Consider the following 25,102-nt stretch of genomic DNA (forward strand, 5'->3'; position numbering starts at 1 on the left):
CGGGCTTATGCCCGGACCGCCGCTCACCCCTTAACAGCCTTAACGATCTTCTGTGCGCCGTCTTTCAGGTCATCTGCTGCGATCACATCCACGTCGGAGTTGTTGATGATGTCCTTGCCTTCCTGCACGTTGGTCCCCTCAAGACGCACCACCAGTGGTACTTTGAGACCGACCTCTTTCACGGCAGCAACTACGCCCTCGGCAATCACATCACAGCGCATGATACCGCCGAAGATGTTCACCAGAATGCCTTTGACCTGCGGGTCGGAGGTGATGATCTTGAAGGCCTCGGTGACCTTTTCCTTGGTCGCCCCACCGCCTACATCAAGAAAGTTCGCAGGCTCAGCACCGTAGAGCTTGATAATGTCCATGGTCGCCATCGCCAGACCCGCACCATTGACCATACAGCCAATTTCACCGTCCAGCGCAATGTAGTTGAGGTCGTATTTGGAGGCTTCCAGCTCCTTGCTGTCCTCTTCAGTGGTATCGCGCAGCTCAGCAATGTCGGGGTGGCGATACATCGCGTTGCCGTCAAAGCTGACCTTGGCATCCAGCACCTTGAGATCGCCCGCATCGGTGGTGATCAGCGGGTTGATCTCCAGCATCTCCATGTCTTTTTCCATGAAGGCGTTATAAAGTAGCCCCATCAAGCCAACGCATTGTTTGACCTGCTTACCCTCCAGACCGAGCGCAAAAGCGACGCGACGCCCATGAAACGCCTGATAGCCAGAGGCCGGATCAACGGAGAAAGACAGGATCTTTTCGGGGGTGGCCGCGGCGACCTCTTCAATGTCCATGCCGCCCTCGGTGGAGCATACAAAACTGACGCGGCTCGTCTGGCGATCCACGAGAAGGGCGAGATACATCTCCGTTGTGATGCCCGAACCATCCTCGATGTAAATGCGGTTGACCTGTTTGCCAGCCGGGCCGGTCTGGTGCGTGACCAAGGTGCGGCCGAGCATCTTTTTGGCTTCCTCAGAAGCCTCTTCGACAGACTTGGTGATGCGCACACCACCCTTGTCCCCGGCGTCGGCTTCCTTGAACGTCCCTTTGCCGCGACCGCCCGCATGGATTTGCGCCTTGATCACCCACATGGGACCATCAAGCGCCCCTGCGGCTGTCTTGGCCTCTTCGGCCCGAAGGACAACACGCCCGTCAGAAACCGGAGCGCCGTAGCTGCGCAGCAATGCTTTCGCTTGATATTCGTGGATATTCATGGAGTGGGTCCCGTGCTTTGATGGATCGGATCTTTTGTTGTTATAAAACGCAAATTTTCTACAATGGAACCGGTTTATCCCCATCAACGCGGTTCGACGGCCAATTCTCGAGTTTTGTGATCACAGTTTTTCGAGCTGTGATCACAAAAAGCCAAGCAAAGACTATTTTCATAGAGTGCGTGGGATTCGCACCGGTTTTTTGCGTTGTCAGGGGATGGCGGAAACTGTGGGCTTTGCAGTCATTTCTTGGTGGATCACAAAGCCGGTTCCCGTCAAATAGAAGCAAGATTGTCTCAGATGTCTGAACATCCTTGAGAGCGTCATGGCAAAGCTCATGAACACTGCTTGTGTCTTATTTGGGGATCGCGACGCTGATCCTTCAAAGCTCTACCGATTGTGCCCCGGACGGATCTTTATTTTTTGGCATTGCTGGTCCGAAAACAGTTGAACGCTTCGTTACAGCAAATGCATCACCGGGCGTTGGAAGGATTGATCGGAACGGACCCAGTTCTGAGAAAAGGAAAACAAGCGAGGAAACCGTATGCGACAGATTGACGGCGTTTGCGGCGGTGCGAACGCGACATGTGCTCGGCAAACGGTCGCACTTTGCCAAGCGATCAGTTTTGCAAAAACTGTTCAAAAGAAGATAGTGCAAGTCATCTTGGCGCTTAAACCTTCGAGAGCACGGTGGGATCGCACAACGGTGAGTGTGCCCCGCTTTGAATGCATGAATAGATGGGTTTCAGGGCCAAAAGGGCCGAGGGCGTCACATTTCCCGAAATGGCTAGGTCAGCAACGTCCGGTCTCATGGATAAACAGGATGCTGTTCGTGACATGCGTGGCGCATCAAGAGCGCGGATAGACGGATTCCTACTCTTGTTTGTTCTCCGACATCAAAGGATCACTACGCGTTCTGCCGTACAGCACGGGTTCAAAAAGTTGTTCAAGGAATCAAAAGCACCCCGGCGACGGGGTGCTTTGATGGCGCACAACTCGTCGAGATCAAGCGAGTGTGTTGTCGATGTCCTTGCAGGCCTTGACCAAACCTTTGACGGCGTTGACAGAACCGTCAAACATCGCCTGTTCATCTTTATCCATGGAGATTTCCACAACCCGCTCGATGCCACCAGCTCCGATAACGGTAGGAACGCCCACATAAAAGCCCTTCAAGCCATAGGCCCCGTCAACGTATGCGGCGCAGGGCAAAACCCGCTTTTGGTCTTTCAAATAGCTCTCGGCCATTTCGATGGCGGAGGTTGCAGGCGCATAAAAAGCAGAGCCTGTTTTCAGCAAACCAACGATTTCCGCACCGCCGTCACGTGTGCGCTGTACGATTGCGTCGAGCTTGTCTTGCGTGGTCCAGCCCATTTTCACCAGGTCCGGCAAAGGGATGCCTGCGACCGTGGAATAGCGAACCAACGGCACCATTGTGTCGCCGTGCCCGCCAAGGACAAAGGCAGTAACGTCCTTCATGGACACGTTGAATTCGTCGGCAAGGAAGTGACGGAAGCGCGCCGAGTCCAGAACGCCCGCCATGCCGCAGACTTTCTCATGCGGCAGACCGGAGAATTCGCGCAAAGCCCAGACCATCGCATCCAGCGGGTTGGTGATACAGATGACGAATGCATCCGGTGCATGCGCGGCGATCCCCTCGCCAACGGATTTCATGACCTTCAGGTTGATGCCCAGCAAATCATCCCGGCTCATGCCCGGCTTGCGTGCAACGCCAGCGGTCACGATGCAGACATCTGCACCCGCAATGTCTTCGTATGACTGCGTGCCCGACATCGTTGCGTCGAATTTGGCCGAGGGGCCGCTTTCCGCGATGTCGAGCGCTTTGCCCTCGGGTATGCCTTCGGCAATGTCAAACAGGACGACATCGCCGAGTTCTTTCAATGCTGCCAAATGAGCAAGCGTGCCGCCGATCTGACCTGCGCCGATGAGCGCAATTTTGGGTCTGGCCATGGATTTTTCTCCGCGTTCGGTTGAGATTGCGCCTGTGCTAACCAATAGCGCGTGGTTGCGCAAGTTCGGTTGCAGTCTTGTGTTTATCAGCGCGCTATCGTGATGTATCGACGGTGGTTTAAGCTGGTCTCGCGGGGTGCGCGTGCCGGTTCGCCGTATTTTCGCGCAATTAGGGGGTCGCGGTTGCTCACGCTGGATTGGATGTTTTTTGCCATCGCAGGCCCGGCGGTGATCTTTGCGGGAATTTCCAAAGGAGGATTCGGATCGGGTGCGGCCTTTGCCGCAGCGAGTATTCTGGCGCTCGTGGTCGAACCGGGATTGGCGCTGGGCGTAATGCTGCCACTTTTGATGCTGATTGATGCCGCAACACTGAGACCCTACTGGCGCAAGTGGGACAACAAGGCCGCAGTGCTGCTGATTTTAGGAGGTATTCCCGGTGTGGCTCTCGGGGCCGCGCTTTATAAAATTGCGCAGCCTGACGTCTTTCGGGTTCTGATCGGTTCTATTTCACTTGGGTTTGTGCTGTGGCAATTGCTCAAAGCCCGCATCTTACAGCCGCACCCGGATCGGAAAATGCCGCACTGGGCGGGGGCTTTGGCAGGCGCCGTGGCAGGTTTCACCAGCTTTGTCAGCCACGCCGGGGGGCCGCCAGCGGCTGTTTATCTGCTGTCTGAGGAACGCACGAAAACGGAGTATCAGGCGACCACCGTGCTCGTGTTTTGGGTCATCAACATCGCCAAGGCCATACCATATGCCGCATTGGGCATGTTCACCACGCAGACAGGTCTTGCAAATCTGGTGCTGGCGCCCTTTGCGCTTTTGGGCGCCTGGGTGGGTGTGCGGGCGCATCGCGCCGTGCCAGAACGCTTGTTCTTCGGGCTGACATACCTGCTGTTGAGCATCACAGGCGTCAAGCTGATCTGGGACGGTCTGACATAAATATTGGTGGCCCGCAGCCCGAGAATACGGGCGATCAGGCAAAGGTCATAAGGACGATGCGGATGTCCTGCGCAATGCGCAGGAAATCAGGCGTCGTTGCCTTTGGCAGGCAATGCTTCGGCTAATGTCTCAAAGGACTGACCGGAGGCCACAAGGCACGTCAGGCCATTTGGCGTCGTCACCGTGATTGTCCAGGAGCCCGTTTCATCTGAAGCAAACACTTCGATCACGGCATTGTTTGCCCCCAGACCCATGGATTGACGGGTTTCTCCGTACCCATCGGCAAGCCGGTCAACGACAGCCTCGCGTGGGGCACAATTGCGTGCGTTTTGAGCGGCGGCGTCCGTGGTGGAAGCGATGTAAAGCGCGGCTGCAGCGCTAAGCGCGCCCAAATGCAGCATTTTGGAAAAGCGTGTCATAGTGTTTCTGCCTTCATGTCAAAGGCGGCACCCGCTGTCATCTGGCCGGGCCGGTTTCCCGGCGATGACCGGGCGGCCCCGGTTCAATATAAGCGTCCGCAACATCCAGGCTTATTCCACTTTCAACGGCCTTGCTGAAGCAACCTGATACCAAGATATTCGACGGGATCAGCATCCATAACAGGGTTGAAATATTGGTTAATGCTGCGGGCGGATATAGATTGCATTTGATATTTGCTGCGTTGCGGCATAAAAATGCTTGAATTTTGTGCAAAAAAATGCCCCATTCCGCGCAACTTTGTAACCCGTTCAAATTTCGTGGAAAATAACAGATGAGATCGATATCCCGCCCATTGCGTTCGGTTCTGTACATACCGGGATCCAAAGCGCGCGCTTTGGAAAAAGCACGTCACCTCCCCACAGATGCGATAATTTTTGACCTTGAAGATGCGGTTGCACCGGATGAAAAATCCGCTGCACGTGCCTTGCTGGCGCAGGAATTGCAGGTCGGAGGATACGGCGCGCGCCTACGGATTGTGCGCATCAACGGGCTGTCCACCCCTTGGGGCACGCAGGACGCCGAGGCCGTCGTGCAGATGGATGCGGATGCGGTGTTGCTGCCCAAGGTGGACGCGGCGGAGGATCTTGATGCACTGGCCAGAATCACCGGCGATCTGCCGATCTGGGTCATGATGGAATCACCGTCAGGCATGCTGGCGGCAGCGGAAATTGCCGCACATCCCTTGTGTCAGGGTATGGTCATGGGCACAAATGACCTGGCCAAAGACATGGGCACACGGTTTCGCGCAGACAGGATGCCACTGATGGCCGGGCTGGGCCTCTGCGTTCTGGCCGCAAAATCCGAGGGGATCGCGATTGTCGATGGGGTTTACAATGCGTTTCGCGACCAGGAGGGGCTGGCGCGCGAATGCGAGCAGGGGTGCGACATGGGATTTGATGGCAAAACGCTGATTCATCCCGCCCAGCTCGACGTGGCAAATGCGGCTTTCTCACCCTCCGGCGAAGATGTGGAGTTGGCGCGTCGCCAGATCGCGGCGTATAACGAAGCCCTTGCCAAAGGTCAGGCGGTGGCCGTGGTCGATGGTCGGATCGTGGAGAACCTTCATGTTGCCATGGCCCACAAAACGCTGGCAAAGATGGATGCAATCGAAAACCTAGGTACGGAGTAACCCCATGGCCCTGTTGATCATCGGACTGATCCTGTGGATCGCCGCGCATTATTTCAAACGCCTGGCTCCGGAACAACGGGCCAATATGGGCAATATGGGCCGGGGCGTTGCCGCCATTGGCATTGTCGCGGGGCTGATCCTGATGATCATTGGGTATCGCGCGGCGGATTTCATCCCGGTGTGGAACCCGCCATCTTTTATGATGCACGTGAACAATACGCTGATGCTTGTCGCGCTTTGGGTTTATGGATCGAGTGCGGCAAAGGGCGCCAAAGCCTGGCCGGCCTACAAAACCCGCCACCCCCAATTGCTGGGGTTCAAGATCTGGGCCGTGGCGCATTTGCTGGTAAACGGCGATCTGGCTTCGATCATTCTGTTTGGCGGGCTGCTGGGATGGGCTGTGGGGTCAGTGATCCTGATCAACCGCGCGGAGCCCGATTGGACACCGCCAGAACCGGCCGGCAAGGCCACATACATCAAGTTGGCGGTCATCACGCTTGTGCTCTTTGTGGCTATTGCGAGTGTGCATGTCTGGCTGGGTGTCTGGCCCTTCCCGAGCTGAACTTTTGCGGAGCATGCCATGAAACTCTATCGTTTTCTGTCCGAAGAGGACACGTCGGCGTTTTGTCACAAGGTGACGGAAGCCTTGAACAGCGGCTGGGAGCTTCATGGCAGCCCAACCCAGACCTTTGATCAGGCGGCGGGCATCATGCGTTGCGGTCAGGCGGTGATCAAAGAGGTCGACGGCACCTATACGCCCGACACTAAACTGAGCGCGCAATGATGAGCACAAAAACCAACGCTGGCCGATTTTTCGAAGACTACGCGGTGGGCCAGGTGATCCACCACGCCGTTCCCCGCACGATCAAGATGGGGGAACGGGCGCTTTACCACATGCTTTATCCGGCACGTCATGCGCTTTATTCCTCAGACCAGTTCGCACAAGGCTGTGGCCTGCCATTCAGCCCGCTGGATGATATGATCGCGTTCCACGTCGTGTTTGGCAAAACCGTTCCGGATGTGTCGCTGAACGCCGTGGCCAATCTGGGGTACGCGCAGGGGCGTTGGATCACGCCGGTCTGGCCCGGGGATACCTTGCGATCCGTGTCCGAAGTGATTGGGTTGAAACAGAATTCCAACGGCAAAACGGGCGTGGTCTGGGTCCGTACAACCGGTCTGAACCAACATAATGAAACGGTTCTGGAGTATGTACGCTGGGTGATGGTGCGCAAACGCGATGTGAATGCGGCGGCCCCTGAAACGATTGTCCCGGCCTTGCCAGACGCCGTGGCCGCGCAGGAGCTGGTGGTTCCCAAGGGTCTCGATTTCAGCACTTATGATTTCACGCTGGCCGGGGAGCCACACCGGTGGGGCGACTACGATGTGGGCGAACAGATCGACCATGTGGACGGTGTGACCGTTGAAGAAGCCGAACACATGATGGCCACGCGCTTGTGGCAAAACACATCCAAGGTGCATTTTGACACCGCTGCGCGGCCCGATGGTACGCGGTTGATCTATGGCGGGCACGTGATTTCGATGGCGCGGGCGCTTTCGTTCAACGGTCTGGCCAATGCACAGATGGTTGTCGGGCTGAATGGCGGCGCGCATGCCAATCCCTGCCTTGCGGGCGATACCATTCGAGCCTGGTCGCAAGTGCTGGACAAGGCGGAAACCGCGGCACCCGGTGTGGGCGCATTGCGCTTGCGGCTGGCCGCGACCAAGGGAGGCGCGCCTTTTGACTTACGCGGTGAGAACGGTAAATACCTGCCCGATGTTCTGCTGGACCTGGATTACTGGGCGTTGGTACCGATGTGACGGTGCAGGCAATCTATCTGTCCCACCCGGAAGTTGAGATTGATCCAGATGTGCCGGTCCCGCGATGGGGCCTCTCAGAACTTGGCGCGGCACGCACGGCGGCCTTGGCGGCGCGGTTGGGCGATTTGTCCGGCTGGCGTGTGGTGTCGAGCGATGAACAAAAAGCCATCGAGACGGGTACGCCGCTCGCAAAACTCACCCATGCGCCCCTGATCATCCGGCCCGACATGCATGAAAACGACCGAAGTGCGACCGGTTATCAGCCGCGTGAGGCCTTCGAGGCTTTGGCGGATGCGTTTTTCGCAGCACCGGACGTGTCGGTGCAAGGGTGGGAAACAGCACGCGCGGCACAGACCCGGATCGTTTCCGAGGTGCGTACGGTCATCGGCCAATACCCCGGCACACCATTGATTTTCACAGGTCACGGCGGTGTGGGCACCTTGCTGTTTTGCCATTTGGCAGTTCATGAGATTTCGCGACAGTGGGATCAGAACGGCGGCGGGCACTGGTTCCGCTTCTCCACCGAGATGGACAGCGTTGAACGCGGCTGGAGTGCTATGGAAACGCTGTGCAAATAGGGGTCGGCAACTGAGATCCGTTTCGCTAGTGTCAGCGCATGAAATGCTTCTGTGTAATCTTGATGACGGGGCTGTTTTTTGTTCGAACGGCGGCCGCCTGCCAACTGGCACTGGTACTGGCCGTGGATGTGTCGGGGTCCGTGGATTCGCGCGAATATGATATTCAGATGCAGGGGCTGGCCGCGGCGCTGCGCGATGGCACGGTGATTGATGCGTTGATTGAACAGGAAGCACAGATCACATTGATCCAGTGGACGGGATCGTCGCGCCAACGCCAGACGATCCCATGGCGCGGCATGATCACGGCGGAGGATGTCTATGCGATGGCGGATGAGATCGCAGCCAATCGCCGGGTCTGGCGCAACTATTCCACAGCCATTGGCGAGGCATTGATCGCAGCAGAGGACGCATTGGGTGAGGTGTTACATTGCAAGCGCAAGATCATTGATGTTTCAGGCGACGGCATTTCAAACGAAGGTGTTTTGCCCGTCGAGCGGCACGCGGCACTGGCGGCCTTGGGGGTCACGGTCAACGCGCTGGCCATTGAGACTGATGACGAGGATTTGACGGGGTGGTTTTATGAAAACCTGATTCACGGCGACGGCGCTTTTGTCATCACGGCAAATGGCTTTCAGGACTACCCGGCTCAGATCCGGCGCAAACTGCAGCGTGAGACAACGCGTCAATTGAGCCGTCTGCCATAATGTGATCACACGTCCGATTAGCGTGATCACAAAATTCGAAATTCGGGAAAATTTGCGCGACCCGCGCCAATTAACCGCGCTTCAACCCGGTTCCAGTACGTGACAAGGCCACAATAAGGTTTAAAAGAAACAACAGGGAACAAAAGGAATCTACCATGGCCGATGTCAATCGGGGCAATCGCCCCTTGTCGCCGCATATTTCGATTTATCGCCCACAACTGACCTCAATGACCTCCATCCTGACGCGGATCACGGGCAACGCCTTGCTGGTCTCGTCATTGCTGGTGGTGTGGTGGTTTCTGGCGGCGGCGACCTCGCCGGAATATTTCGCCTTTGCCGACGCGGTTCTGACCAGTTGGTTCGGGGACCTGGTGATGACCCTGTCGCTTTGGGGTCTGTGGTATCACGCACTTGCTGGCGTGCGGCATCTGATATGGGATCAGGGGATCGGCCTTGATCTGGAAACAGCCTACAAACTTGGCTACGCGGTCATTGGCGGCTCTGTTGTGCTGACGCTGATTACCATCGTGATCGTTTAGAGGAGGCCGAGATGAGCTATTTAACCGACCGCAAAAGGGCCACCGGGATGGGGTCGGCCAAGACCGGCACCGAACATCACTGGTCCATGACCGTTAGTTCCGGCGCTTTGCTGGTTCTGATCCCACTGTTTGTTTTTACCTTCGGCCCGATGCTTGGCGCGTCCTATGAAGAGGTGACCACCTATTTCAACCGTCCGTTCCCGGCGGTTGTGGCAGGTTTGACCATCATCGTGACCTTCAAGCATTTCGCCAGCGGTGTGCAGGCGCTGATTGAAGATTACGTGCATGGGCTACCCCAGAAAGTTGCGATCGTGGCAATGACCTGTGTGTCCTATGCGGCGATGGCGGTTGGCCTTTACGCGATTGTGCGCCTTGCGCTTTGAGAAATGCAGCGGAGGTTCGACCTGCGCCCCCAAAATAGAGACCAGGAGAAAGTTCCATGGCAGCATATGAATATGAAACACATGAATACGACGTGGTTGTTGTTGGTGCCGGTGGCGCGGGCTTGCGTGCCACACTCGGCATGGCAGAGCAGGGTCTGCGCACGGCCTGTGTAACCAAGGTTTTCCCGACACGCTCCCATACGGTTGCGGCCCAGGGCGGGATTGCCGCGTCGCTTGCAAATATGGGCCCGGACACCTGGCAATGGCATATGTATGACACGGTCAAAGGGTCGGATTGGCTGGGCGATACGGATGCGATGGAATACCTCGCGCGCGAAGCCCCCAAAGCGGTCTATGAACTGGAACACTACGGCGTGCCTTTTTCGCGCACCGAAGAGGGCAAGATTTACCAGCGCCCCTTTGGCGGTCACACAACCGAATTCGGCGAAGGCCCCGCCGTGCAGCGCACCTGCGCCGCCGCAGACCGGACCGGTCACGCGATCCTGCACACGCTTTACGGCCAATCGCTGAAGAACAACGCAGAATTCTACATCGAGTATTTCGCCATTGATCTGATCATGTCCGAGGATGGCGTGTGTCAGGGTGTGCTCTGCTGGAAACTGGATGACGGCACGCTGCATATGTTTGCTTCCAAAATGGTGGTGCTGGCGACGGGCGGCTATGGCCGCGCGTATTTCTCAGCGACCTCCGCGCATACTTGCACGGGCGACGGTGGCGGCATGACCGCACGCGCGGGTCTTCCCCTGCAGGACATGGAGTTTGTGCAATTCCACCCCACCGGCATTTATGGTGCTGGATGTCTGATTACGGAGGGTGCGCGCGGCGAAGGCGGGTATCTGACCAATTCTGAGGGCGAACGTTTCATGGAACGTTATGCGCCGCAGTATAAGGACCTCGCGCCGCGTGATTACGTATCGCGCTGCATGACGATGGAGATCCGCGAAGGGCGTGGCGTCGGCAAGGACGGCGATCACATTCACCTCAATCTCAACCACCTGCCGCCGGAGACCCTAAAACTGCGCCTGCCGGGCATTTCTGAATCCGCGCGTATTTTCGCTGGCGTGAACCTCAACAAGGAACCGATCCCTGTTTTGCCGACGGTGCATTACAACATGGGCGGGATCCCAACGAATTACTGGGGCGAAGTGCTGGCACCAACTGCGAAAGACCCTGATCGGGTCTCACCCGGCCTGATGGCTGTGGGCGAGGCGGGCTGTGCTTCGGTACATGGCGCAAACCGGCTTGGGTCCAACTCACTGATCGATCTGGTGGTCTTTGGCCGCGCCGCTGCGATCCGGGCAGGCAAGATCGTCGATCCGGATAGCGCCGTGCCAACACCGAATGCAGCCTCCGTTCAAGCAGCGCTCGATCGTTTTGACAACACGCGCTACGCCAAAGGTCACATGCCCACAGCGGACTTGCGGATGGAAATGCAGCAAACCATGCAGAAAGATGCAGCCGTTTTCCGCGCCAATGAAACTTTGGCCGAAGGCAAGACCGCCATGGAAGAGGTCGCGGGCAAATGGTCAGATGTTGGCGTGACAGATCGCAGCATGGTGTGGAACTCCGACCTGATGGAAACGCTGGAACTGGCGAACCTGATCCCCAATGCGGTGGCCACAATCACCGGCGCGGAGGCGCGCAAGGAAAGCCGTGGCGCGCATGCACATGAGGATCATCCCGAACGTGATGACAAGGACTGGCGCAAACACTCGCTGATCTGGTTCAAAGGCAGCAAAGCCACGCTTGGGTATCGCGGCGTGCACGAACAGCCCCTGACCAGCCACAACGACGGCGGCATTGATCCGAAAAAGATCGCACCGAAAAAGCGGACGTTTTGATCGCGATGTTGCAGGAACCGCGCATTACCGTCTCGTCCATGCCGCAGGTATGCCCGATCGGGTGTACTGCATTGGGAGCAACTCTTCATGTTTCAACGTCGCATGCACCAGCACTAGAAAATCACAATATCTCAGACGAGCTTATTAACAGGTGGGCATCATGATCCGTTTCATTCTTCCCGTGGCATTGGTTGTGTCCGGCTGTGCCGCGATCCAGCAAACCACCGATCAGGCTGGCCGGGATGCGGCAAAAACCGTGCTGCCGGAGGCCTTGGCAGTTTATTTCCCGCAGGTGCCGAAACAGCTGTTCCAACCCTTCACCAATTGCGTTGTGGACAACGCACAAGCCAGCGAAGTTCAGTCACTGGCCGCAGATGCGGTTACCGGTGCAGATGAAAACACCGCTGACACGATCAGGTCGGTCTTGACCCGCCCTGAAACCCAGAATTGTTTGCGTGCAGCAGCGCCTGACGCGTTAACCAGTTTTTAGATCAGACAGGAGACCCGACATGGTTCAACTGACGCTTCCCAAGAATTCCCGCATGACAAAGGGCAAGACCTGGCCCAAGCCGGAAGGGGCGAATAACCTCAAGAAGTTCTCGATCTATCGCTGGAACCCGGATGACGGTGAAAACCCGCGTGTGGATACCTATTTCGTGGATCTGGATTCATGTGGCCCCATGATGTTGGATGCTCTGATCAAGATCAAAAACGAGATCGATCCGACGCTGACCTTCCGACGCTCTTGCCGCGAAGGGATTTGCGGATCCTGTGCGATGAACATTGACGGGATCAACACGCTAGCCTGTATTTATGGCATGGATGAGGTGAAGGGTGATGTGAAGATATACCCGCTGCCGCACATGCCGGTGATCAAGGATCTCATCCCGGATTTGACGCATTTCTACGCGCAGCATGCCTCAATCATGCCGTGGCTGGAAACGAAAACCAACCGTCCGGCCAAGGAATGGAAACAGTCCATTGAAGATCGCAAAAAACTCGACGGGCTTTATGAATGCGTGATGTGCGCGTCCTGTTCCACGTCTTGCCCCAGTTACTGGTGGAATGGCGATCGCTATCTTGGACCAGCCGCTTTGTTGCACGCCTATCGCTGGATCATCGATTCGCGCGATGAGGCAACAGGTGAGCGGTTGGATGATCTGGAAGACCCGTTCAAATTGTACCGCTGCCACACGATCATGAACTGCGCCAAGACTTGCCCCAAGGGGTTGAACCCTGCAGAAGCCATCGCAAACATTAAGAAAATGATGGTTGAGCGCCGCGTGTGATGCGGGCGGCTCTTGCAGTCGTAATGCTGTGCGCCGGCCTGATGGGTCCGGCGGCGCAGGCGGAGGATATGGACCTGCAACGCTGCATCTGGCGGTGTCTTGCTGCAAATGGCCCGGCCACTAATCCCGCATATCATCAATGCGTTGATCGGGTATGTGTGGCCCCTCAAAACACACCAGCCGCCGCGCCGCCGCAAACCACGCCTTGGTCTTTCATCAATGGAGTCCTGAACCAATCGCTTGACGTGCGTCCGGGCGAGGGGCCAGCCCAGCTGTTTCCCGATCACGGCGACCCGACAATTGCACAAGTCGCGCTTGGGTTTCACAGTTTCCGCAATCGCAGTGGCGGTACCATGATCCAACAGAACATCGGACTTTTTGAACATATTCCGGAAGGCTGGCGATACGCCGGTCCCGTGACTGGCCTTTTTGGAGTCGATCCGCGAGATGCCAGCTTCGCGCCGGGTCGTATTGAGCTGACGACAACCGTGCATGGGCTGAACGAACCGCAATGCTGTCCAACCCAACCCGCAAGATGGTTGATAGATACGGGCACCCGCAGCGCCGCGCGCCTGCGCTGAGCAATCTACCATGCACATCATTCTTGGGCTCATTATTGCGTTTGTGATTGTCGCTCTTTATGCGCGCCGCAACAAAAACACGCGCCGATGCCGCTGGCGCGAGGACCGCACGGGGGATCGTGGTAGTCTTCGCAAATATAAGTGTGCGGCCTGCGGTGCCGAAGCCTTCACGGCACAAAAAGGGCCGCCGCGTGACTGCAAATCGGACTTGCCGCCTGTTTGATGGCGCGGGTTTAAACACGATAGGATGTGGACATGACCCTACCCTCAGATGCAGAGGCACGACGCGCGATCAAGCCGGTGATCTGTTACCCTGTCGAGACATTGCCCGAGCCGGATATGGCGCTCTATACCGCTGCGCGTGCCGACCTTGTCAAAAAGGATGAAGTCCTGATCCCTGCGCGGGATGCGCGTTGTTTTTCGGTGCCTGCGGGACATTTTTTCCGCATAACAAGTGTTGAAGGACCGCAGGTGGGTGATTTGAATCTGTTCAACGCGGATGATCTGAACGAGCGTTTCTATTCCGGAAAAACCCGCGCGCTGCACGGCACGCATATCACGACAGGGCAGCGGATGTGGTCCAGTTTCCCACAACTGAGGCCAATGGCGACGATTACCCATGACACGCTGGGATGGTATGGCATCGATGAATTTGGCGGATCGGTGCATGATGTGATCGGGACGCGGTGCGATCCTTATACCCACGCGCTGTTATCGAACGGCGGGCAATATCATCATTGCTGCCATTCAAATCTGACGCGCTCGCTGGCCGATCATCTGGGTGTGCCCTGCGCGAAGGTTGAAGCGCATGTGCATGACGTGCTGAACGTTTTCATGTGTACGGGGTTTACGCGTGACACAGGGCAATACTTCATGAAGGCCTCACCTGTCCGGCCGGGGGATTATCTGGAGTTTTTCGCTGAGATCGATTTGCTGGGTAACTTGAGCGCCTGTCCGGGTGGCGACTGTTCATCCGAACACTCCAGCGACAGCGCGGCTTGCTACCCGTTACTGGTCGAAATATTTGCACCCAAGGCGGGCGCATTGGACGGGTGGGTGTCACCACGCGCAAACCTTTATGACCGAACCCATGGGGCGTGAAGGTCAGGCAAAAGCCGCGTCGAGTGCGATTTCAACCATATCGCCAAATGTCTTTTCGCGGTCTTCGGCTGGTAAGGCTTCACCGGTTTGCAAATGGTCGCTGACGGTGAGCACGGCAAGGGCACGACGCCCGTGACGCGCGGCCAGCGTATAAAGTTCGGCCGCTTCCATTTCGACGCCAAGGATGCCGTGACGCACCATTTGTTCGTCCAGATCCGGACGCTCGGCGTAAAAAACATCTGAGGAATAGATGCCGCCAACATGGGTTGTGGTCCCTTTAGTCTTGGCGGCTGCGACCGCCGCCGCAAGCAGATTGTAATCCGCCGTGGGCGCGAAGTTAACTTCCTTGAAGATGCCGGAAGAGGGATATGTGATCGTCGTTGCCGACATGGCGATGACCACATCGCGCACAGCCACATGAGGCTGCATCCCACCACAGGATCCAATGCGGATGAGGGTCTGCGCATTGTACTGCGATATCAATTCATTGGCGTAGATTGACAGTGAAGGCATGCCCATACCCGAGCCTTGGATTGTGACGCGATTGCCCTTGTAAGTGCCAGTAAAGCCCAGCATGCCGCGCACTTCATTGACCAGTTTGGCATCTTTCAGAAAGGTTTCAGCGGCCCAGCGTGCACGGTAGGGATCACCCGGCATCAAAACAGTTTCAGCAATATCACCGGGCGCGGCGCCAATGTGGATGGTCATTTCTGGGATCCCTTTTTGGTCGCGCGCAACTTGCACGTGCAAATGTCTGGAAACAAGGGAAAAGATCTGTGTTCTGGTCCGCGTGACTATTCCGCCGCAACTGCCTGTGGATCGGCGAGGGTCACAATGTCCATCATGATGGTGTTCAGCTCGAAATCTTTTGGTGTGTAGACCCGTGCGACGCCCATTGCGCGCAAGCGCTCGGCGTCCTCATCCGGAATAATGCCACCCACGATTACCGGTATATTGCCCAACCCCGCTGCGCGCATTTGATCCATCAGGTCCTCAACAAGGGGGATGTGGCTGCCGGACAGGATAGACAAGCCCACGACATGTGCAGCGTCCTCTTGTGCAGCGGCAACGATTTCGGCGGGCGTCAAGCGGATGCCCTCATAGGCGATGTCCATGCCGCAATCCCGCGCGCGCACGGCAATCTGTTCCGCGCCGTTGGAATGGCCATCAAGTCCGGGTTTTCCGACAAGAAACTTCAAGCGACGTCCAAGTTTGTCACTTACTACATCCACCGCATCGCGCAGATCATCCAGACCTTCTGTTTTGTTGGACCGGGACCCGGACACACCGGTTGGTCCGCGATATTCACCATGTACGGCGCGCATTTGCGCCGCCCATTCGCCGGTCGTAACTCCGGCCCTTGCGGCGGCAATTGATGGCGCCATCACGTTGCGCCCCTCGGCCGCCGCAGCGCGCAGATCGGCCAGCGCTTTTTTCACAGCCTCCGCGTCGCGCGCATCACGCCAGGTGTCCAGACGCGAGATTTGTTCCGCCTCGACCGCGGGATCAACGACCATGATGCCACCGTCGCCCGTCATCAGCGGGGAGGGTTCGCCCTGTGTCCATTTGTTGACGCCGACCACAACGGTTTCACCCGCCTCGATGCGGCCTAGCCGGTCGGCATTGCTGTCCACCAGTCGCGCTTTCATATAGTCGATGGCTTCGATCGCGCCGCCCATTCCATCGAGATTGGCCAATTCTGCACGTGCGCCTTCCTTAAGGGCTTCCACCTTGGCATCCACGGCCGGGTTGCCGTCAAAGAGGTCATCAAATTCCAAAAGATCGGTTTCATACGCCATGATTTGCTGCATCCGCATGGACCACTGTTGATCCCAGGGGCGGGGCAGGCCAAGGGCCTCGTTCCATGCCGGGAGTTGCACGGCGCGTGCACGGGCCTTTTTGGACAGGGTCACGGCTAGCATTTCGATTAGAATGCGATAGACGTTGTTTTCGGGCTGTTGTTCGGTGAGGCCCAGTGAATTGACCTGCACGCCATAGCGGAAGCGGCGAAATTTGGGGTCTTCCACACCGTACCGTTCCAGACAAATCTCATCCCAAAGGTCGACAAAGGCGCGCATCTTGCACATCTCGGTGACAAATCGGATGCCTGCGTTCACGAAAAACGAAATGCGGCCCACCAATGCGGGGAAATCTTCTGCCGGCACCCGGGGTTTCAGCGCATCTAACACAGCCGTCGCCGTGGCCAGTGCGAAGGCCAATTCCTGTTCCGGCGTCGCACCTGCCTCTTGCAGGTGGTAGGAACAGACGTTCATCGGGTTCCATTTGGGCACGTTGGTATAACAATACTCCGCCACATCCGCGATCATCTTGAGACTGGGCGCGGGCGGGCAGATATAAGTGCCCCGGCTTAGGTATTCCTTGATCAGATCGTTTTGCACAGTGCCTTGCAGGGCCGCTACATCGGCGCCCTGTTCTTCGGCCACCGCAATGTAAAGTGCTAACAACCAAGGCGCTGTGGCATTGATCGTCATTGAGGTGTTCATTTGATCTAGCGGAATATCCTCAAACAGCGTCCGCATGTCGCCCAGATGGCTGACGGGGACACCCACCTTGCCAACTTCGCCGCGCGCCAGGATATGATCGCTGTCATAACCGGTTTGGGTCGGCAGATCGAAGGCCACGGACAGGCCCGTTTGCCCCTTTGCAAGGTTCGACCGATAAAGCGCGTTGGAAGCTTGCGCTGTTGAGTGCCCGGCATAGGTGCGGATCAACCAGGGGCGATCTTTAGTGGCATCAGTCATAGGGGCCTCGCGACTCAATTGGGTAATTTAATTACGTTGAAGCTTTGATACTTGAAATATTGTGGCGCTGTCAATTCGCTGCGTTGCGGCATTATGCGTTACTTCTCAGGAACACGCCACAGCATTTGGGTCGCTGCGTTAAAACGAAAGATAAAGCGAAGCGGACCCATTGCCTCGGTTCTTTGCGCTGAAAAGCCTCGCCGCAGATAGAGTGACTTCGCGCGCGGGTTAGAATCGATGACATCCAATCGCACGCTCCGTTTGCCAAGGCCGCAGGCATGGGCTTTCACCGCCTCAAGGAGTGCCGTGCCAAGCCCCATGCCGCGCGCTTGTTGCGCCACGCAAATCCCGTCCATCAAAAGAACGCCTTCCTCAAGGTCACGCTCAATCACGGACAGGATCATCCCGCGCCACAGGCCACCCCATGCACCATAAATCTTCTTCAGGTCTTCATAGTCCCCTCCAACAAGGGCGCCTTGTGCCGTTTTAAAACCAGCTATGCCGAGGATTTCGCCACGCTCGCCCCGTGCGACCAGCGCAAAATCGGGGTCCAGAACATGGCGCAGAAACGCCGTGGCCCGCGCATCCGGGCCCAGAACACGGCCCAATTTGAATCCAAAAGCCTGCCAATAAAGCGAGGCAACTCGGTCACATTCATCGGGGCGAAACCCAGGTGTAATCGTGTATTCCATGTATTTGATATTGTCCTTGCTGCGTTGGCCTGCAAGGGTCTGAGTATGACGCAGGTCGTAGAAATTCCCATTTGGCTCTTTGTGCTGATCCTGCTCTTTGCGGCGGTTACTTTTGCGTCGCATTTCCTGTTTCCTTCTGTACGCTGGTTTTTCCGCCGACGCCTTGAGCGTGCTGTAACCCGCCTGAACCAACGCCTTACCCGACCGATTGAACCGTTCAAGCTGGCGCGGCGCTATGATATGATTCAGCGTTTGATCTATGACCCGGACGTGACACGCGAGATCGTGAATTACGCGGATGACAATGGCGTTCCAGAGAACGTGGGGTTTGAGCGCGCCCGTGCCTATGCGCGTGAGATTGTCCCAAGCTTCAGTGCGTTCACTTATTTCGGGTTTGGGATCCGTTTGGCGCGAATATTGGTCAATTCGATCTATTCTGTCTGGACCGGGCCGCGCAATGACGCCGTGATCCAAAGCATCCCCAAGGACGCCACGGTGGTCTTCATCATGAATCACCGCTCAAACATGGATTATGTTCTGGTCACCTATCTCGCGGCGCAGACCTCTGCACTTTCCTACGCTGTGGGCGAATGGGCGCGTGTCTGGCCATTGAGCCGCCTGATCCGGATGATGGGCGCATACTTTATCAGGCGCAGATCCCGAGGGGGGCTGTATCGCGCCGTGCTTGGGCGTTATGTGCAGATGGCGACGGCAGGCGGGGTGGCGCAGGCGATCTTTCCCGAAGGCGGGTTGAGCCTGAACGGCCGCCTGATGCCCCCCCGCATGGGGTTGTTGAGCTATGTGCTGGAAGGGTATGACCCTGAGGGACGCGATGTCGTGTTTGTTCCGGTGGCAATCAATTACGATCGTGTGCTGGAGGATCGTGTCCTGATCGCTGCTGGCGCGCGCGGAGATCGTCGATTTGGCGCGCGTATTTCGGTGGTCGTGCGGTTTATTCTCAGCAAGTTCTGGCAAGGTTTGCGGGGACGGATCACACGATTTGGCACCGCCGCCGTGGTATTCGGCGAACCCTTGTCGCTGCGCAGTCTCGGCTCGGATAAAACGGTTGAGACTTTGGCTGAAAGCCTGATGGCGCGCATTGAAGACGCCATGCCAGTGTTGGCGGTACCCCTTGTAGCACAGGTCATGAGCAGGCAGGGTGGTGCCATATTACAGGATGATCTGATTGTTCAGGTGGACCTCGCGATGGAAAAGGCGCGGGATCTTGTGCCAGACGAGACGGCGCGCAATGTGTCGCAAGCCGTGCTTCAGGCGTTGGCCCAACTCAAGAAACACAACGTGATCGAAGAAACGCCAGACGGATGGCAGGTCATAGCCGATCAATTGCCCGTGCTCTTGTTTTACGCAAATTCCGTTGCCCATCGGTTTCCGGAGGATGCGACCGCAGCATAATTTCTGCACTCGCTCGGTCATAAAATTACAAAAATGATACCTGAGATGTTGCAATATTGCGCAGCAACCCCTATCCAAACCAGATAGTGCTGCTGTTCTGCATCGCGGCATAGTGGATTTTGGAACGATTTTAAGAGCTGGAGGCTGGTATGGCACTGGATACGACCATCGCGCATTATGAGGCGCCTCAAAAGGACCTCTATGAAATGGGGGAAATGCCGCCAATGGGTCATGTGCCCAAACAGATGTACGCCTGGGCGATTCGTCGTGAGCGGCATGGCGAACCGGACACCGCCATGTTGCAGGAAGTCGTTGATGTGCCCCAACTGGACAGCCACGACGTACTTGTGCTGGTGATGGCGGCGGGCGTGAATTACAATGGCGTGTGGGCGGCATTGGGTCAGCCCATCAGCCCGTTTGACGGGCACGGCGAACCATATCAGATTTGTGGATCGGATGCTTCGGGTATTGTTTGGGCCGTCGGGGACCGTGTGACGCGCTGGAAGGTCGGGGATGAGGTCGTGGTGCATTGCAATCAGGATGATGGCGATGACGAGCACTGCAATGGTGGCGATCCGATGTATTCCCCGACCCAGCGGATCTGGGGTTATGAAACGCCGGATGGGTCGTTTGCGCAATTCACCCGCGTGCAGAGCCAGCAATTGATGCCACGGCCAAAACACCTGACATGGGAAGAAAGTGCGTGCTACACGCTCACGCTCGCGACCGCCTATCGGATGTTGTTTGGCCATGAACCGCATGACCTCAAGCCCGGTCAGAACGTTTTGGTCTGGGGTGCATCCGGAGGATTGGGATCCTATGCCATCCAATTGATAAACACGGCCGGGGCCAATGCGATCGGGGTGATTTCGGATGAAAGCAAACGAGAGTTTGTGATGGAACTGGGCGCAAAGGGTGTTTTGAACCGGAAGGATTTCGATTGCTGGGGGCAAATGCCAACTGTGAACACGCCTGAATATGCAACCTGGTTCAAGGAGGCGCGCAAGTTCGGCAAGGCGATCTGGGACATTACCGGTAAGGGTGTGAACGTTGATATGGTGTTTGAGCACCCGGGCGAGGCAACCTTCCCGGTCTCCACCTTTGTGGTGAAGAAGGGGGGCATGGTCGTTATTTGCGCCGGCACAACCGGATTCAATCTGACCTTTGATGTGCGTTATATGTGGATGCACCAGAAGCGTCTGCAGGGGAGCCATTTCGCACATCTCAAGCAAGCTTCGGCCGCAAACAACCTGATGTTGGAGCGACGTCTCGATCCGTGCATGTCAGAAGTGTTCACATGGGCAGATCTGCCGTTGGCGCATATGAAAATGCTGCGCAACGAGCACAAACCGGGCAATATGTCCGTTCTGGTACAAGCGCCGACAACGGGATTGCGGACGCTGGAGGACGCTTTGGAGGCCCGGCGTTAACAGCCAGTTTACGAAGTTTACCGTGACGATCGGCCACGATTCATGTATGTGAATCGTGGCCGATTCTCGTAATACGTGTGTAATTGCGCCTTTTCAGTGACTTATCGTTTTTTGCCTCACTATTTCTGGGGAGTATAGAAAAGCGAATTTTCAACGTCAGTTAGCACATGTTAGAGTTGTGTTAGTTCGAAATTAACCTATAAAAGGCGAGTCTGACATGAGAAGTGACTGGATACTGGACGTTCTGACGGACTTGAAAACATTTGCGACTGCGAATGACTTGCCGGTTCTGGCCGAGCAGTTGGATGACACAGCAATTGTTGCTCTTGCCGAGATCGCCGCCCTTCACGATAGAACGCAGGGCAACTTAAATGGTGACGACCAATCGAGCCGAAACGATTTTGGAGGAGTTGGATCAAGCGGACACGCTTGATAAGCTCTACCGGGTGACATTTCGCATGCGTGACGTTTATGACGTCAGGCATGTGGTTTATTACTGGGTCAACAGCGTCGGTGAGAATTATGGAGCAGGCACCTATAGTGCGGAATGGGCCGAAAGATACGTAGAGAAAGACTACAACAAGATTGATCCGGTGGTTTTGGGTTGTTTCCAGCGATTTGACCCGGTGAACTGGAAAGATCTGGATTGGACGTCTAAACCCGTAAAAGGATTTCTGAAAGACGCATTGGATCACGGAGTAGGGGCACAGGGTCTCGCGATCCCAATCCGTGGGCCCAGTGGTCAGTACGCGGTTCTGAGCATCAATGACACCAGAGACGACGCAGAATGGGATGGTTTCATACGCGAGTACAAACGCGACTTCATGATCATCGCCTATGAGTTCAATAAGAAAGGTCTCGAATTCGAAGAGCGCGGCAGCGACAAGATGCTGGGCAAATTATCACCGCGTGAATTGAGCGCTCTGACCTACCTCGCACGAGGCCTCAGCCGGGTGCAGGCCGCACACCACATGAAAATATCAGAGCATACTTTGCGAGTGTACATTGAATCCGCGCGCCACAAACTGGGTGCTCTGAACACCACGCACGCCGTCGCGCGCGCCATCAACAGCGGCATCATCGTCGCCTGAGGTGTTAACAAAACATGGCGATCCTTGCACGGTGACGTAAGAGATCTGAAAGCCAACCGAACGCCCAGACAAGCCAGCATTAACAATAATGCCCCAGATTGTGTTCATCACAACGCTGGAGACCCAACATGCTGCATTACGTTTACGGAACCGATCTCGATAACTTTCCTAAACTGCGCGATACAATGTTCCGCGATCGCGCTGAGCAATTTGCCAATCGTTTGGGATGGGACGCGGTCACCGTGGATGAGAACGGGCATGAGATGGATCATTATGACTCGCTGAACCCGCTCTACATCATCTGGGAAATGCCAGATGGATCGCACGGCGGGTCCATGCGAATGATGCCGACTGTGGGTGAAACCATGGTGAACGATCACTTCGCACATTTGACAGGCGGCGTCAGAATTCAAAGCCCGCTGATCTGGGAATGCACGCGGTTCTGTATCTCTCCGCGCGCAGATCGCCGTGCGACTGCGGCGCTTGTTGTGGCGGCGGGTGAGTTGATGGACGAATTTGCGCTGGAGCATTTTGTCGGCGTCTTTTTCGAGAAAATGGAACGCGTATTTGCGTTGAGCTACATCAACGCTGATGTTTTGGGTGTTGATCCGCAAATGGATGCTGCGGGTGATCGCATCGCAGTGGGCACCTGGGAAATCACGCCCAAAACGATTGAACGCAATCTGGCGCGCATCGGTATTACTCGGGAAACTTCCAAAGACTGGTTCCGTGCGTCGTTCAACCGCAACTACGTTCCAATCTCGACGCCGGTCGAACTGAAAATGTGCGCCTGAAGCACCTGTATCAAAGCCCTGCGCTGCGCGCGCGGGGTTTGATTGCAATAGATCTGGTTCCCGGCGTAAACCCCGAGTAGGGTCGCGCCATGACCCTTCCCGCGCTCACGTTTTCAGATGATCAGGCCGCCGCTTTTGATAGCGTAACAGATGTCCTGCGTAGTGCCGGAATTGATTTGGATGATCAGCTTCTGACGCCGCCCAAGGGATCAGCAACATCCGTCATGGCAGTCACAGGCAAGGCTGGCTCTGGCAAGACCTTGCTGCTTGCAGAGCTTTACAAGGCCCTCGAGGGCGCTGGGGTTGAGGTCGTTTCGGGCGATTATGAATCCCGCAAACGGCGCGACAAACGCACGCTTGCGATTTTGGCTCCGACCAACAAGGCGGCAAGTGTTTTGCGCCTGCGCGGCGTGCCCGCGACAACGATCCACCGTATTCTCTATACGCCAGTTTATGACCCGGAATATGAACGTCTTGCAGAATGGCTTGCAACCGGAGGAGATGAACGGCCCGAAATCGAAGGGTTGACCGATCTGGCTCTGGACCGTGCGGCAGCCTTTTATGCCAGCAACAAATCGATTCCGGGCGCTTTGGCTGCGGCGGGGTTGCGCGGATCAGATTTCATCACGGGATGGAAACGACGCGAAGAACCCTTGGATATTGGATTTGTTGATGAATCCTCGATGCTGGATGACAAGCAATTTGAGGATCTCAAGGAGATTTTCCCGACGCTTTTGCTGTTTGGTGATCCCGCGCAGCTCGCACCGGTCAATCAATCAGGCACCATGGTGTTCGAAAAATTGCCGGAAAACCGGGTGCTGACGCTGAACCGAATTCACAGGCAAGAGGCGGACAACCCGATCCTCGATCTGGCTCATGCGTTGGGCGATCCTGACCTGAGCTTTGAGCAGTTTGAACGCATGGTTGAAGAAGCCGCTACACGAGATGAGCGTGTGGTTTGGGGCCAGCGCGTCGAGGTTGATTTGATGGCGCGCAGTCCGGTTCTGGTTTGGCGCAATGCCACGCGCATCCGGCTGATCAATGCGTTTCGTCAAGTTCATGGCGCCCCGGAGGATGCCTTGCTGGAGGGCGAACCCCTGATCTGTGATGGATTGGAATTGCCCTTGAAGCATCGCAAGAAGCGTCTCGATCTGGAAGCCCGCGGGTTGATCAAGGGCGCGCAGGTGATTTTTCTGGGCGAAGGTCGCAAGCCCGGTTTCAGCCGCTTGCATGTAATGGGCGCAGAAGATCCGCAAGTCTCCGCCGCTTCGATTGTCAAAATCGAAAAGCCTGATGAAGAAGAGCCGTTCATTCCGTTTGCTGCGCGCATGGGGGCAACATTTTTGCATGGTGCGGCCGTTACCATCCATAAAGCACAGGGCAGCCAATGGGATACGGTGCAGGTTTTCGCCCCTGATTTATATGGCGCAGCACGCATGGGACGTTCAGAGGCGGGGCAACCGCTTTGGAAACGTCTGGCTTATGTGGCGATCACCCGGGCGCAGGAACGACTTGTCTGGGTCGTTCGCAATCGTTTGTCGATGCCCACTGGCCCGCTGTCAGTTGATGATTTGCGCAGCATTCCTGCTGCACCTCTGTCATTGGCAGAGCCCCCATCAGAGGAGTTACTATGAAGTCCATTATCATCACCGGCGCAAGTTCCGGCATTGGACACGCAACAGCAAAAGTGTTTTTGGAGGCCGGGTGGCGCGTCGGGGTGATTGCCCGGCGTGCGGACAGGTTGGAGGCGCTGGCCGATCAATACGAAACGGCAATACCGCTGCCCGCTGATGTCACCGACGCCACTGGCATGCAGGCGGCGTTTGATGCCTTCGGTCATATCGATGTTTTATTCAACAATGCGGGGCTTTTTGGACCCGCAGCCACAATTGATGAGATTGATCTGGAGGAGTGGGCGCAGGTCTTGCAGGTCAATGTCGGGGGTATGTTCATCGCCGCGCGTTTGGCCTTTGCGAAGATGCGCGCGCAGGACCCACAGGGCGGTCGGATCATCAACAACGGGTCACTGTCAGCCTATGTGCCGCGTCCAAATTCAGTGTGTTATACGACGACAAAACATGCGGTGACCGGGTTGACGAAAACGCTGTCGCTGGATGGGCGACCGTTCGGCATTGCTTGTGGACAGATTGACATTGGCAATGCGGAAACCGCGCTCCTGGCGCAGTTAAAAAAATCGCAACCGGGTACCGACACGATGGATGTGAGCAATGCGGCGCGCTCAGTATTGCACATGGCCGAAATGCCCGCCGAAGCGAATGTTCAATTCATGACCGTCATGGCGACGCGCATGCCCTATATTGGACGCGGATAACAA

At 56.4% G+C, this 25,102-nt stretch carries 28 protein-coding genes; 21 read left to right on the top strand and 7 right to left on the bottom strand.

Translation table 11 applies throughout. The features are described 5' to 3' along the window. Nucleotides 1-23: 23 nt before the first annotated feature. Nucleotides 24-1,217, bottom strand: coding sequence for an ADP-forming succinate--CoA ligase subunit beta (gene sucC, locus R8G34_19880; protein ID MDW3225116.1), 1,194 nt, complete (start codon nucleotides 1,215-1,217; stop codon nucleotides 24-26). A 1,002-nt stretch (nucleotides 1,218-2,219) separates the two neighbouring features. Continuing rightward, nucleotides 2,220-3,182, bottom strand: coding sequence for a malate dehydrogenase (gene mdh, locus R8G34_19885; GenBank protein ID MDW3225117.1), 963 nt, complete (start codon nucleotides 3,180-3,182; stop codon nucleotides 2,220-2,222). A 183-nt stretch (nucleotides 3,183-3,365) separates the two neighbouring features. On the opposite strand from mdh, the gene R8G34_19890 reads away from it, so the two are divergent. Next, entirely contained in the window at nucleotides 3,366-4,121 is a 756-nt protein-coding gene (locus tag R8G34_19890) for a sulfite exporter TauE/SafE family protein (GenBank protein ID MDW3225118.1), read from the top strand. Between the two features lie 86 nt (nucleotides 4,122-4,207). Here R8G34_19890 and R8G34_19895 read toward each other — a convergent pair whose 3' ends face one another. Together R8G34_19895 and R8G34_19900 are read right to left on the bottom strand one after the other, a co-directional pair. Beyond that, nucleotides 4,208-4,540 (bottom strand): hypothetical protein, encoded by a 333-nt coding sequence (locus R8G34_19895; protein MDW3225119.1) that lies wholly within the window; start codon nucleotides 4,538-4,540, stop codon nucleotides 4,208-4,210. 37 nt (nucleotides 4,541-4,577) lie between these two features. After that, nucleotides 4,578-4,913, bottom strand: coding sequence for a hypothetical protein (locus R8G34_19900; GenBank protein MDW3225120.1), 336 nt, complete (start codon nucleotides 4,911-4,913; stop codon nucleotides 4,578-4,580). On the opposite strand from R8G34_19900, the gene R8G34_19905 reads away from it, so the two are divergent. From R8G34_19905 to R8G34_19965, 13 genes are all read left to right on the top strand, one after another. Further along, a complete protein-coding gene (locus tag R8G34_19905) occupies nucleotides 4,873-5,730 on the top strand; it encodes a CoA ester lyase (protein MDW3225121.1) in 858 nt (285 codons plus the stop codon). The two genes, R8G34_19900 and R8G34_19905, sit on opposite strands and share 41 nt — an antisense overlap. A 4-nt stretch (nucleotides 5,731-5,734) precedes the next feature. Next, a complete protein-coding gene (locus tag R8G34_19910; GenBank protein ID MDW3225122.1) occupies nucleotides 5,735-6,292 on the top strand; it encodes an NnrU family protein in 558 nt (185 codons plus the stop codon). 18 nt (nucleotides 6,293-6,310) lie between these two features. Beyond that, entirely contained in the window at nucleotides 6,311-6,514 is a 204-nt protein-coding gene (locus R8G34_19915) for a DUF1737 domain-containing protein (GenBank protein MDW3225123.1), read from the top strand. Further along, nucleotides 6,511-7,548 (top strand): MaoC family dehydratase, encoded by a 1,038-nt coding sequence (locus tag R8G34_19920; protein ID MDW3225124.1) that lies wholly within the window; start codon nucleotides 6,511-6,513, stop codon nucleotides 7,546-7,548. The genes R8G34_19915 and R8G34_19920 overlap by 4 nt, the downstream gene beginning before the upstream one ends. Beyond that, on the top strand, nucleotides 7,545-8,126 hold the full coding sequence (locus R8G34_19925; protein ID MDW3225125.1) for a histidine phosphatase family protein: 582 nt from the start codon (nucleotides 7,545-7,547) through the stop codon (nucleotides 8,124-8,126). Before R8G34_19920 ends, R8G34_19925 begins: the two co-directional genes overlap by 4 nt. Nucleotides 8,127-8,188: 62 nt before the next feature. Then, nucleotides 8,189-8,830: a DUF1194 domain-containing protein gene (locus R8G34_19930; protein MDW3225126.1), complete on the top strand. Its 642-nt coding sequence runs from the start codon at nucleotides 8,189-8,191 to the stop codon at nucleotides 8,828-8,830. Between the two features lie 155 nt (nucleotides 8,831-8,985). Next, nucleotides 8,986-9,369 (top strand): succinate dehydrogenase, cytochrome b556 subunit, encoded by a 384-nt coding sequence (sdhC, locus tag R8G34_19935; protein MDW3225127.1) that lies wholly within the window; start codon nucleotides 8,986-8,988, stop codon nucleotides 9,367-9,369. 11 nt (nucleotides 9,370-9,380) lie between these two features. Then, nucleotides 9,381-9,752: a succinate dehydrogenase, hydrophobic membrane anchor protein gene (sdhD, locus tag R8G34_19940; protein MDW3225128.1), complete on the top strand. Its 372-nt coding sequence runs from the start codon at nucleotides 9,381-9,383 to the stop codon at nucleotides 9,750-9,752. Nucleotides 9,753-9,808: 56 nt separating this feature from the next. Then, nucleotides 9,809-11,614 (top strand): succinate dehydrogenase flavoprotein subunit, encoded by a 1,806-nt coding sequence (sdhA, locus tag R8G34_19945; protein MDW3225129.1) that lies wholly within the window; start codon nucleotides 9,809-9,811, stop codon nucleotides 11,612-11,614. 160 nt (nucleotides 11,615-11,774) lie between these two features. Then, entirely contained in the window at nucleotides 11,775-12,104 is a 330-nt protein-coding gene (locus R8G34_19950; protein MDW3225130.1) for a hypothetical protein, read from the top strand. A gap of 19 nt (nucleotides 12,105-12,123) precedes the next feature. Continuing rightward, on the top strand, nucleotides 12,124-12,903 hold the full coding sequence (locus tag R8G34_19955) for a succinate dehydrogenase iron-sulfur subunit (GenBank protein MDW3225131.1): 780 nt from the start codon (nucleotides 12,124-12,126) through the stop codon (nucleotides 12,901-12,903). Between the two features lie 23 nt (nucleotides 12,904-12,926). Continuing rightward, nucleotides 12,927-13,484 carry a hypothetical protein gene (locus tag R8G34_19960; protein MDW3225132.1) on the top strand — a complete coding sequence of 186 codons (558 nt, stop codon included), beginning with the start codon at nucleotides 12,927-12,929 and terminating at the stop codon, nucleotides 13,482-13,484. Between the two features lie 255 nt (nucleotides 13,485-13,739). Next, nucleotides 13,740-14,585 (top strand): DUF1989 domain-containing protein, encoded by an 846-nt coding sequence (locus R8G34_19965; GenBank protein ID MDW3225133.1) that lies wholly within the window; start codon nucleotides 13,740-13,742, stop codon nucleotides 14,583-14,585. A 3-nt stretch (nucleotides 14,586-14,588) separates the two neighbouring features. On the opposite strand, the gene deoD is transcribed toward R8G34_19965, so the two are convergent. From deoD to R8G34_19980, 3 genes are all read right to left on the bottom strand, one after another. Beyond that, the gene (gene deoD / locus R8G34_19970; GenBank protein ID MDW3225134.1) at nucleotides 14,589-15,293 is read right to left on the bottom strand and encodes a purine-nucleoside phosphorylase; all 705 of its coding nucleotides are present in this window, start codon (nucleotides 15,291-15,293) and stop codon (nucleotides 14,589-14,591) included. Nucleotides 15,294-15,379: 86 nt separating this feature from the next. Then, nucleotides 15,380-17,347 (bottom strand): protein meaA, encoded by a 1,968-nt coding sequence (locus tag R8G34_19975; GenBank protein MDW3225135.1) that lies wholly within the window; start codon nucleotides 17,345-17,347, stop codon nucleotides 15,380-15,382. 98 nt (nucleotides 17,348-17,445) lie between these two features. Then, entirely contained in the window at nucleotides 17,446-18,039 is a 594-nt protein-coding gene (locus tag R8G34_19980; GenBank protein ID MDW3225136.1) for a GNAT family N-acetyltransferase, read from the bottom strand. A gap of 45 nt (nucleotides 18,040-18,084) precedes the next feature. Between R8G34_19980 and R8G34_19985 the strand changes: the two genes are divergently transcribed. From R8G34_19985 to R8G34_20015, 7 genes are all read left to right on the top strand, one after another. Then, nucleotides 18,085-19,452 (top strand): 1-acyl-sn-glycerol-3-phosphate acyltransferase, encoded by a 1,368-nt coding sequence (locus R8G34_19985; GenBank protein ID MDW3225137.1) that lies wholly within the window; start codon nucleotides 18,085-18,087, stop codon nucleotides 19,450-19,452. Between the two features lie 149 nt (nucleotides 19,453-19,601). Then, nucleotides 19,602-20,882, top strand: a complete 1,281-nt coding sequence (gene ccrA, locus R8G34_19990) for a crotonyl-CoA carboxylase/reductase (GenBank protein ID MDW3225138.1) — start codon at nucleotides 19,602-19,604, stop codon at nucleotides 20,880-20,882. Nucleotides 20,883-21,099: 217 nt separating this feature from the next. Further along, entirely contained in the window at nucleotides 21,100-21,315 is a 216-nt protein-coding gene (locus R8G34_19995; protein MDW3225139.1) for a hypothetical protein, read from the top strand. Then, a complete protein-coding gene (locus R8G34_20000) occupies nucleotides 21,254-21,973 on the top strand; it encodes an autoinducer binding domain-containing protein (protein ID MDW3225140.1) in 720 nt (239 codons plus the stop codon). Before R8G34_19995 ends, R8G34_20000 begins: the two co-directional genes overlap by 62 nt. A 128-nt stretch (nucleotides 21,974-22,101) precedes the next feature. After that, nucleotides 22,102-22,767 carry an acyl-homoserine-lactone synthase gene (locus tag R8G34_20005; GenBank protein ID MDW3225141.1) on the top strand — a complete coding sequence of 222 codons (666 nt, stop codon included), beginning with the start codon at nucleotides 22,102-22,104 and terminating at the stop codon, nucleotides 22,765-22,767. A gap of 89 nt (nucleotides 22,768-22,856) precedes the next feature. Next, nucleotides 22,857-24,401 (top strand): AAA family ATPase, encoded by a 1,545-nt coding sequence (locus R8G34_20010; GenBank protein ID MDW3225142.1) that lies wholly within the window; start codon nucleotides 22,857-22,859, stop codon nucleotides 24,399-24,401. Beyond that, entirely contained in the window at nucleotides 24,398-25,099 is a 702-nt protein-coding gene (locus tag R8G34_20015; protein MDW3225143.1) for an SDR family oxidoreductase, read from the top strand. Before R8G34_20010 ends, R8G34_20015 begins: the two co-directional genes overlap by 4 nt. Nucleotides 25,100-25,102 lie beyond the last annotated feature (3 nt).

This window comes from Paracoccaceae bacterium, from assembly GCA_033344815.1.
In the GTDB taxonomy this organism is placed as follows: Bacteria; Pseudomonadota; Alphaproteobacteria; order Rhodobacterales; family Rhodobacteraceae; genus Roseobacter.

Coding starts and splice junctions, on each gene's coding strand:
- sucC (MDW3225116.1), bottom strand. CDS start 1,217: ATGAATATCCACGAATATCAAGCGAAAGCATTGCTGCGCAGCTACGGC.
- mdh (MDW3225117.1), bottom strand. CDS start 3,182: ATGGCCAGACCCAAAATTGCGCTCATCGGCGCAGGTCAGATCGGCGGC.
- R8G34_19895 (MDW3225119.1), bottom strand. CDS start 4,540: ATGACACGCTTTTCCAAAATGCTGCATTTGGGCGCGCTTAGCGCTGCA.
- R8G34_19905 (MDW3225121.1), top strand. CDS start 4,873: ATGAGATCGATATCCCGCCCATTGCGTTCGGTTCTGTACATACCGGGA.
- R8G34_19900 (MDW3225120.1), bottom strand. CDS start 4,913: ATGTACAGAACCGAACGCAATGGGCGGGATATCGATCTCATCTGTTAT.
- R8G34_19910 (MDW3225122.1), top strand. CDS start 5,735: ATGGCCCTGTTGATCATCGGACTGATCCTGTGGATCGCCGCGCATTAT.
- R8G34_19915 (MDW3225123.1), top strand. CDS start 6,311: ATGAAACTCTATCGTTTTCTGTCCGAAGAGGACACGTCGGCGTTTTGT.
- R8G34_19920 (MDW3225124.1), top strand. CDS start 6,511: ATGATGAGCACAAAAACCAACGCTGGCCGATTTTTCGAAGACTACGCG.
- R8G34_19930 (MDW3225126.1), top strand. CDS start 8,189: ATGACGGGGCTGTTTTTTGTTCGAACGGCGGCCGCCTGCCAACTGGCA.
- sdhC (MDW3225127.1), top strand. CDS start 8,986: ATGGCCGATGTCAATCGGGGCAATCGCCCCTTGTCGCCGCATATTTCG.
- sdhD (MDW3225128.1), top strand. CDS start 9,381: ATGAGCTATTTAACCGACCGCAAAAGGGCCACCGGGATGGGGTCGGCC.
- sdhA (MDW3225129.1), top strand. CDS start 9,809: ATGGCAGCATATGAATATGAAACACATGAATACGACGTGGTTGTTGTT.
- R8G34_19950 (MDW3225130.1), top strand. CDS start 11,775: ATGATCCGTTTCATTCTTCCCGTGGCATTGGTTGTGTCCGGCTGTGCC.
- R8G34_19955 (MDW3225131.1), top strand. CDS start 12,124: ATGGTTCAACTGACGCTTCCCAAGAATTCCCGCATGACAAAGGGCAAG.
- R8G34_19960 (MDW3225132.1), top strand. CDS start 12,927: ATGCTGTGCGCCGGCCTGATGGGTCCGGCGGCGCAGGCGGAGGATATG.
- R8G34_19965 (MDW3225133.1), top strand. CDS start 13,740: ATGACCCTACCCTCAGATGCAGAGGCACGACGCGCGATCAAGCCGGTG.
- deoD (MDW3225134.1), bottom strand. CDS start 15,293: ATGACCATCCACATTGGCGCCGCGCCCGGTGATATTGCTGAAACTGTT.
- R8G34_19975 (MDW3225135.1), bottom strand. CDS start 17,347: ATGACTGATGCCACTAAAGATCGCCCCTGGTTGATCCGCACCTATGCC.
- R8G34_19980 (MDW3225136.1), bottom strand. CDS start 18,039: ATGGAATACACGATTACACCTGGGTTTCGCCCCGATGAATGTGACCGA.
- R8G34_19985 (MDW3225137.1), top strand. CDS start 18,085: ATGACGCAGGTCGTAGAAATTCCCATTTGGCTCTTTGTGCTGATCCTG.
- ccrA (MDW3225138.1), top strand. CDS start 19,602: ATGGCACTGGATACGACCATCGCGCATTATGAGGCGCCTCAAAAGGAC.
- R8G34_19995 (MDW3225139.1), top strand. CDS start 21,100: ATGAGAAGTGACTGGATACTGGACGTTCTGACGGACTTGAAAACATTT.
- R8G34_20000 (MDW3225140.1), top strand. CDS start 21,254: ATGGTGACGACCAATCGAGCCGAAACGATTTTGGAGGAGTTGGATCAA.
- R8G34_20005 (MDW3225141.1), top strand. CDS start 22,102: ATGCTGCATTACGTTTACGGAACCGATCTCGATAACTTTCCTAAACTG.
- R8G34_20010 (MDW3225142.1), top strand. CDS start 22,857: ATGACCCTTCCCGCGCTCACGTTTTCAGATGATCAGGCCGCCGCTTTT.
- R8G34_20015 (MDW3225143.1), top strand. CDS start 24,398: ATGAAGTCCATTATCATCACCGGCGCAAGTTCCGGCATTGGACACGCA.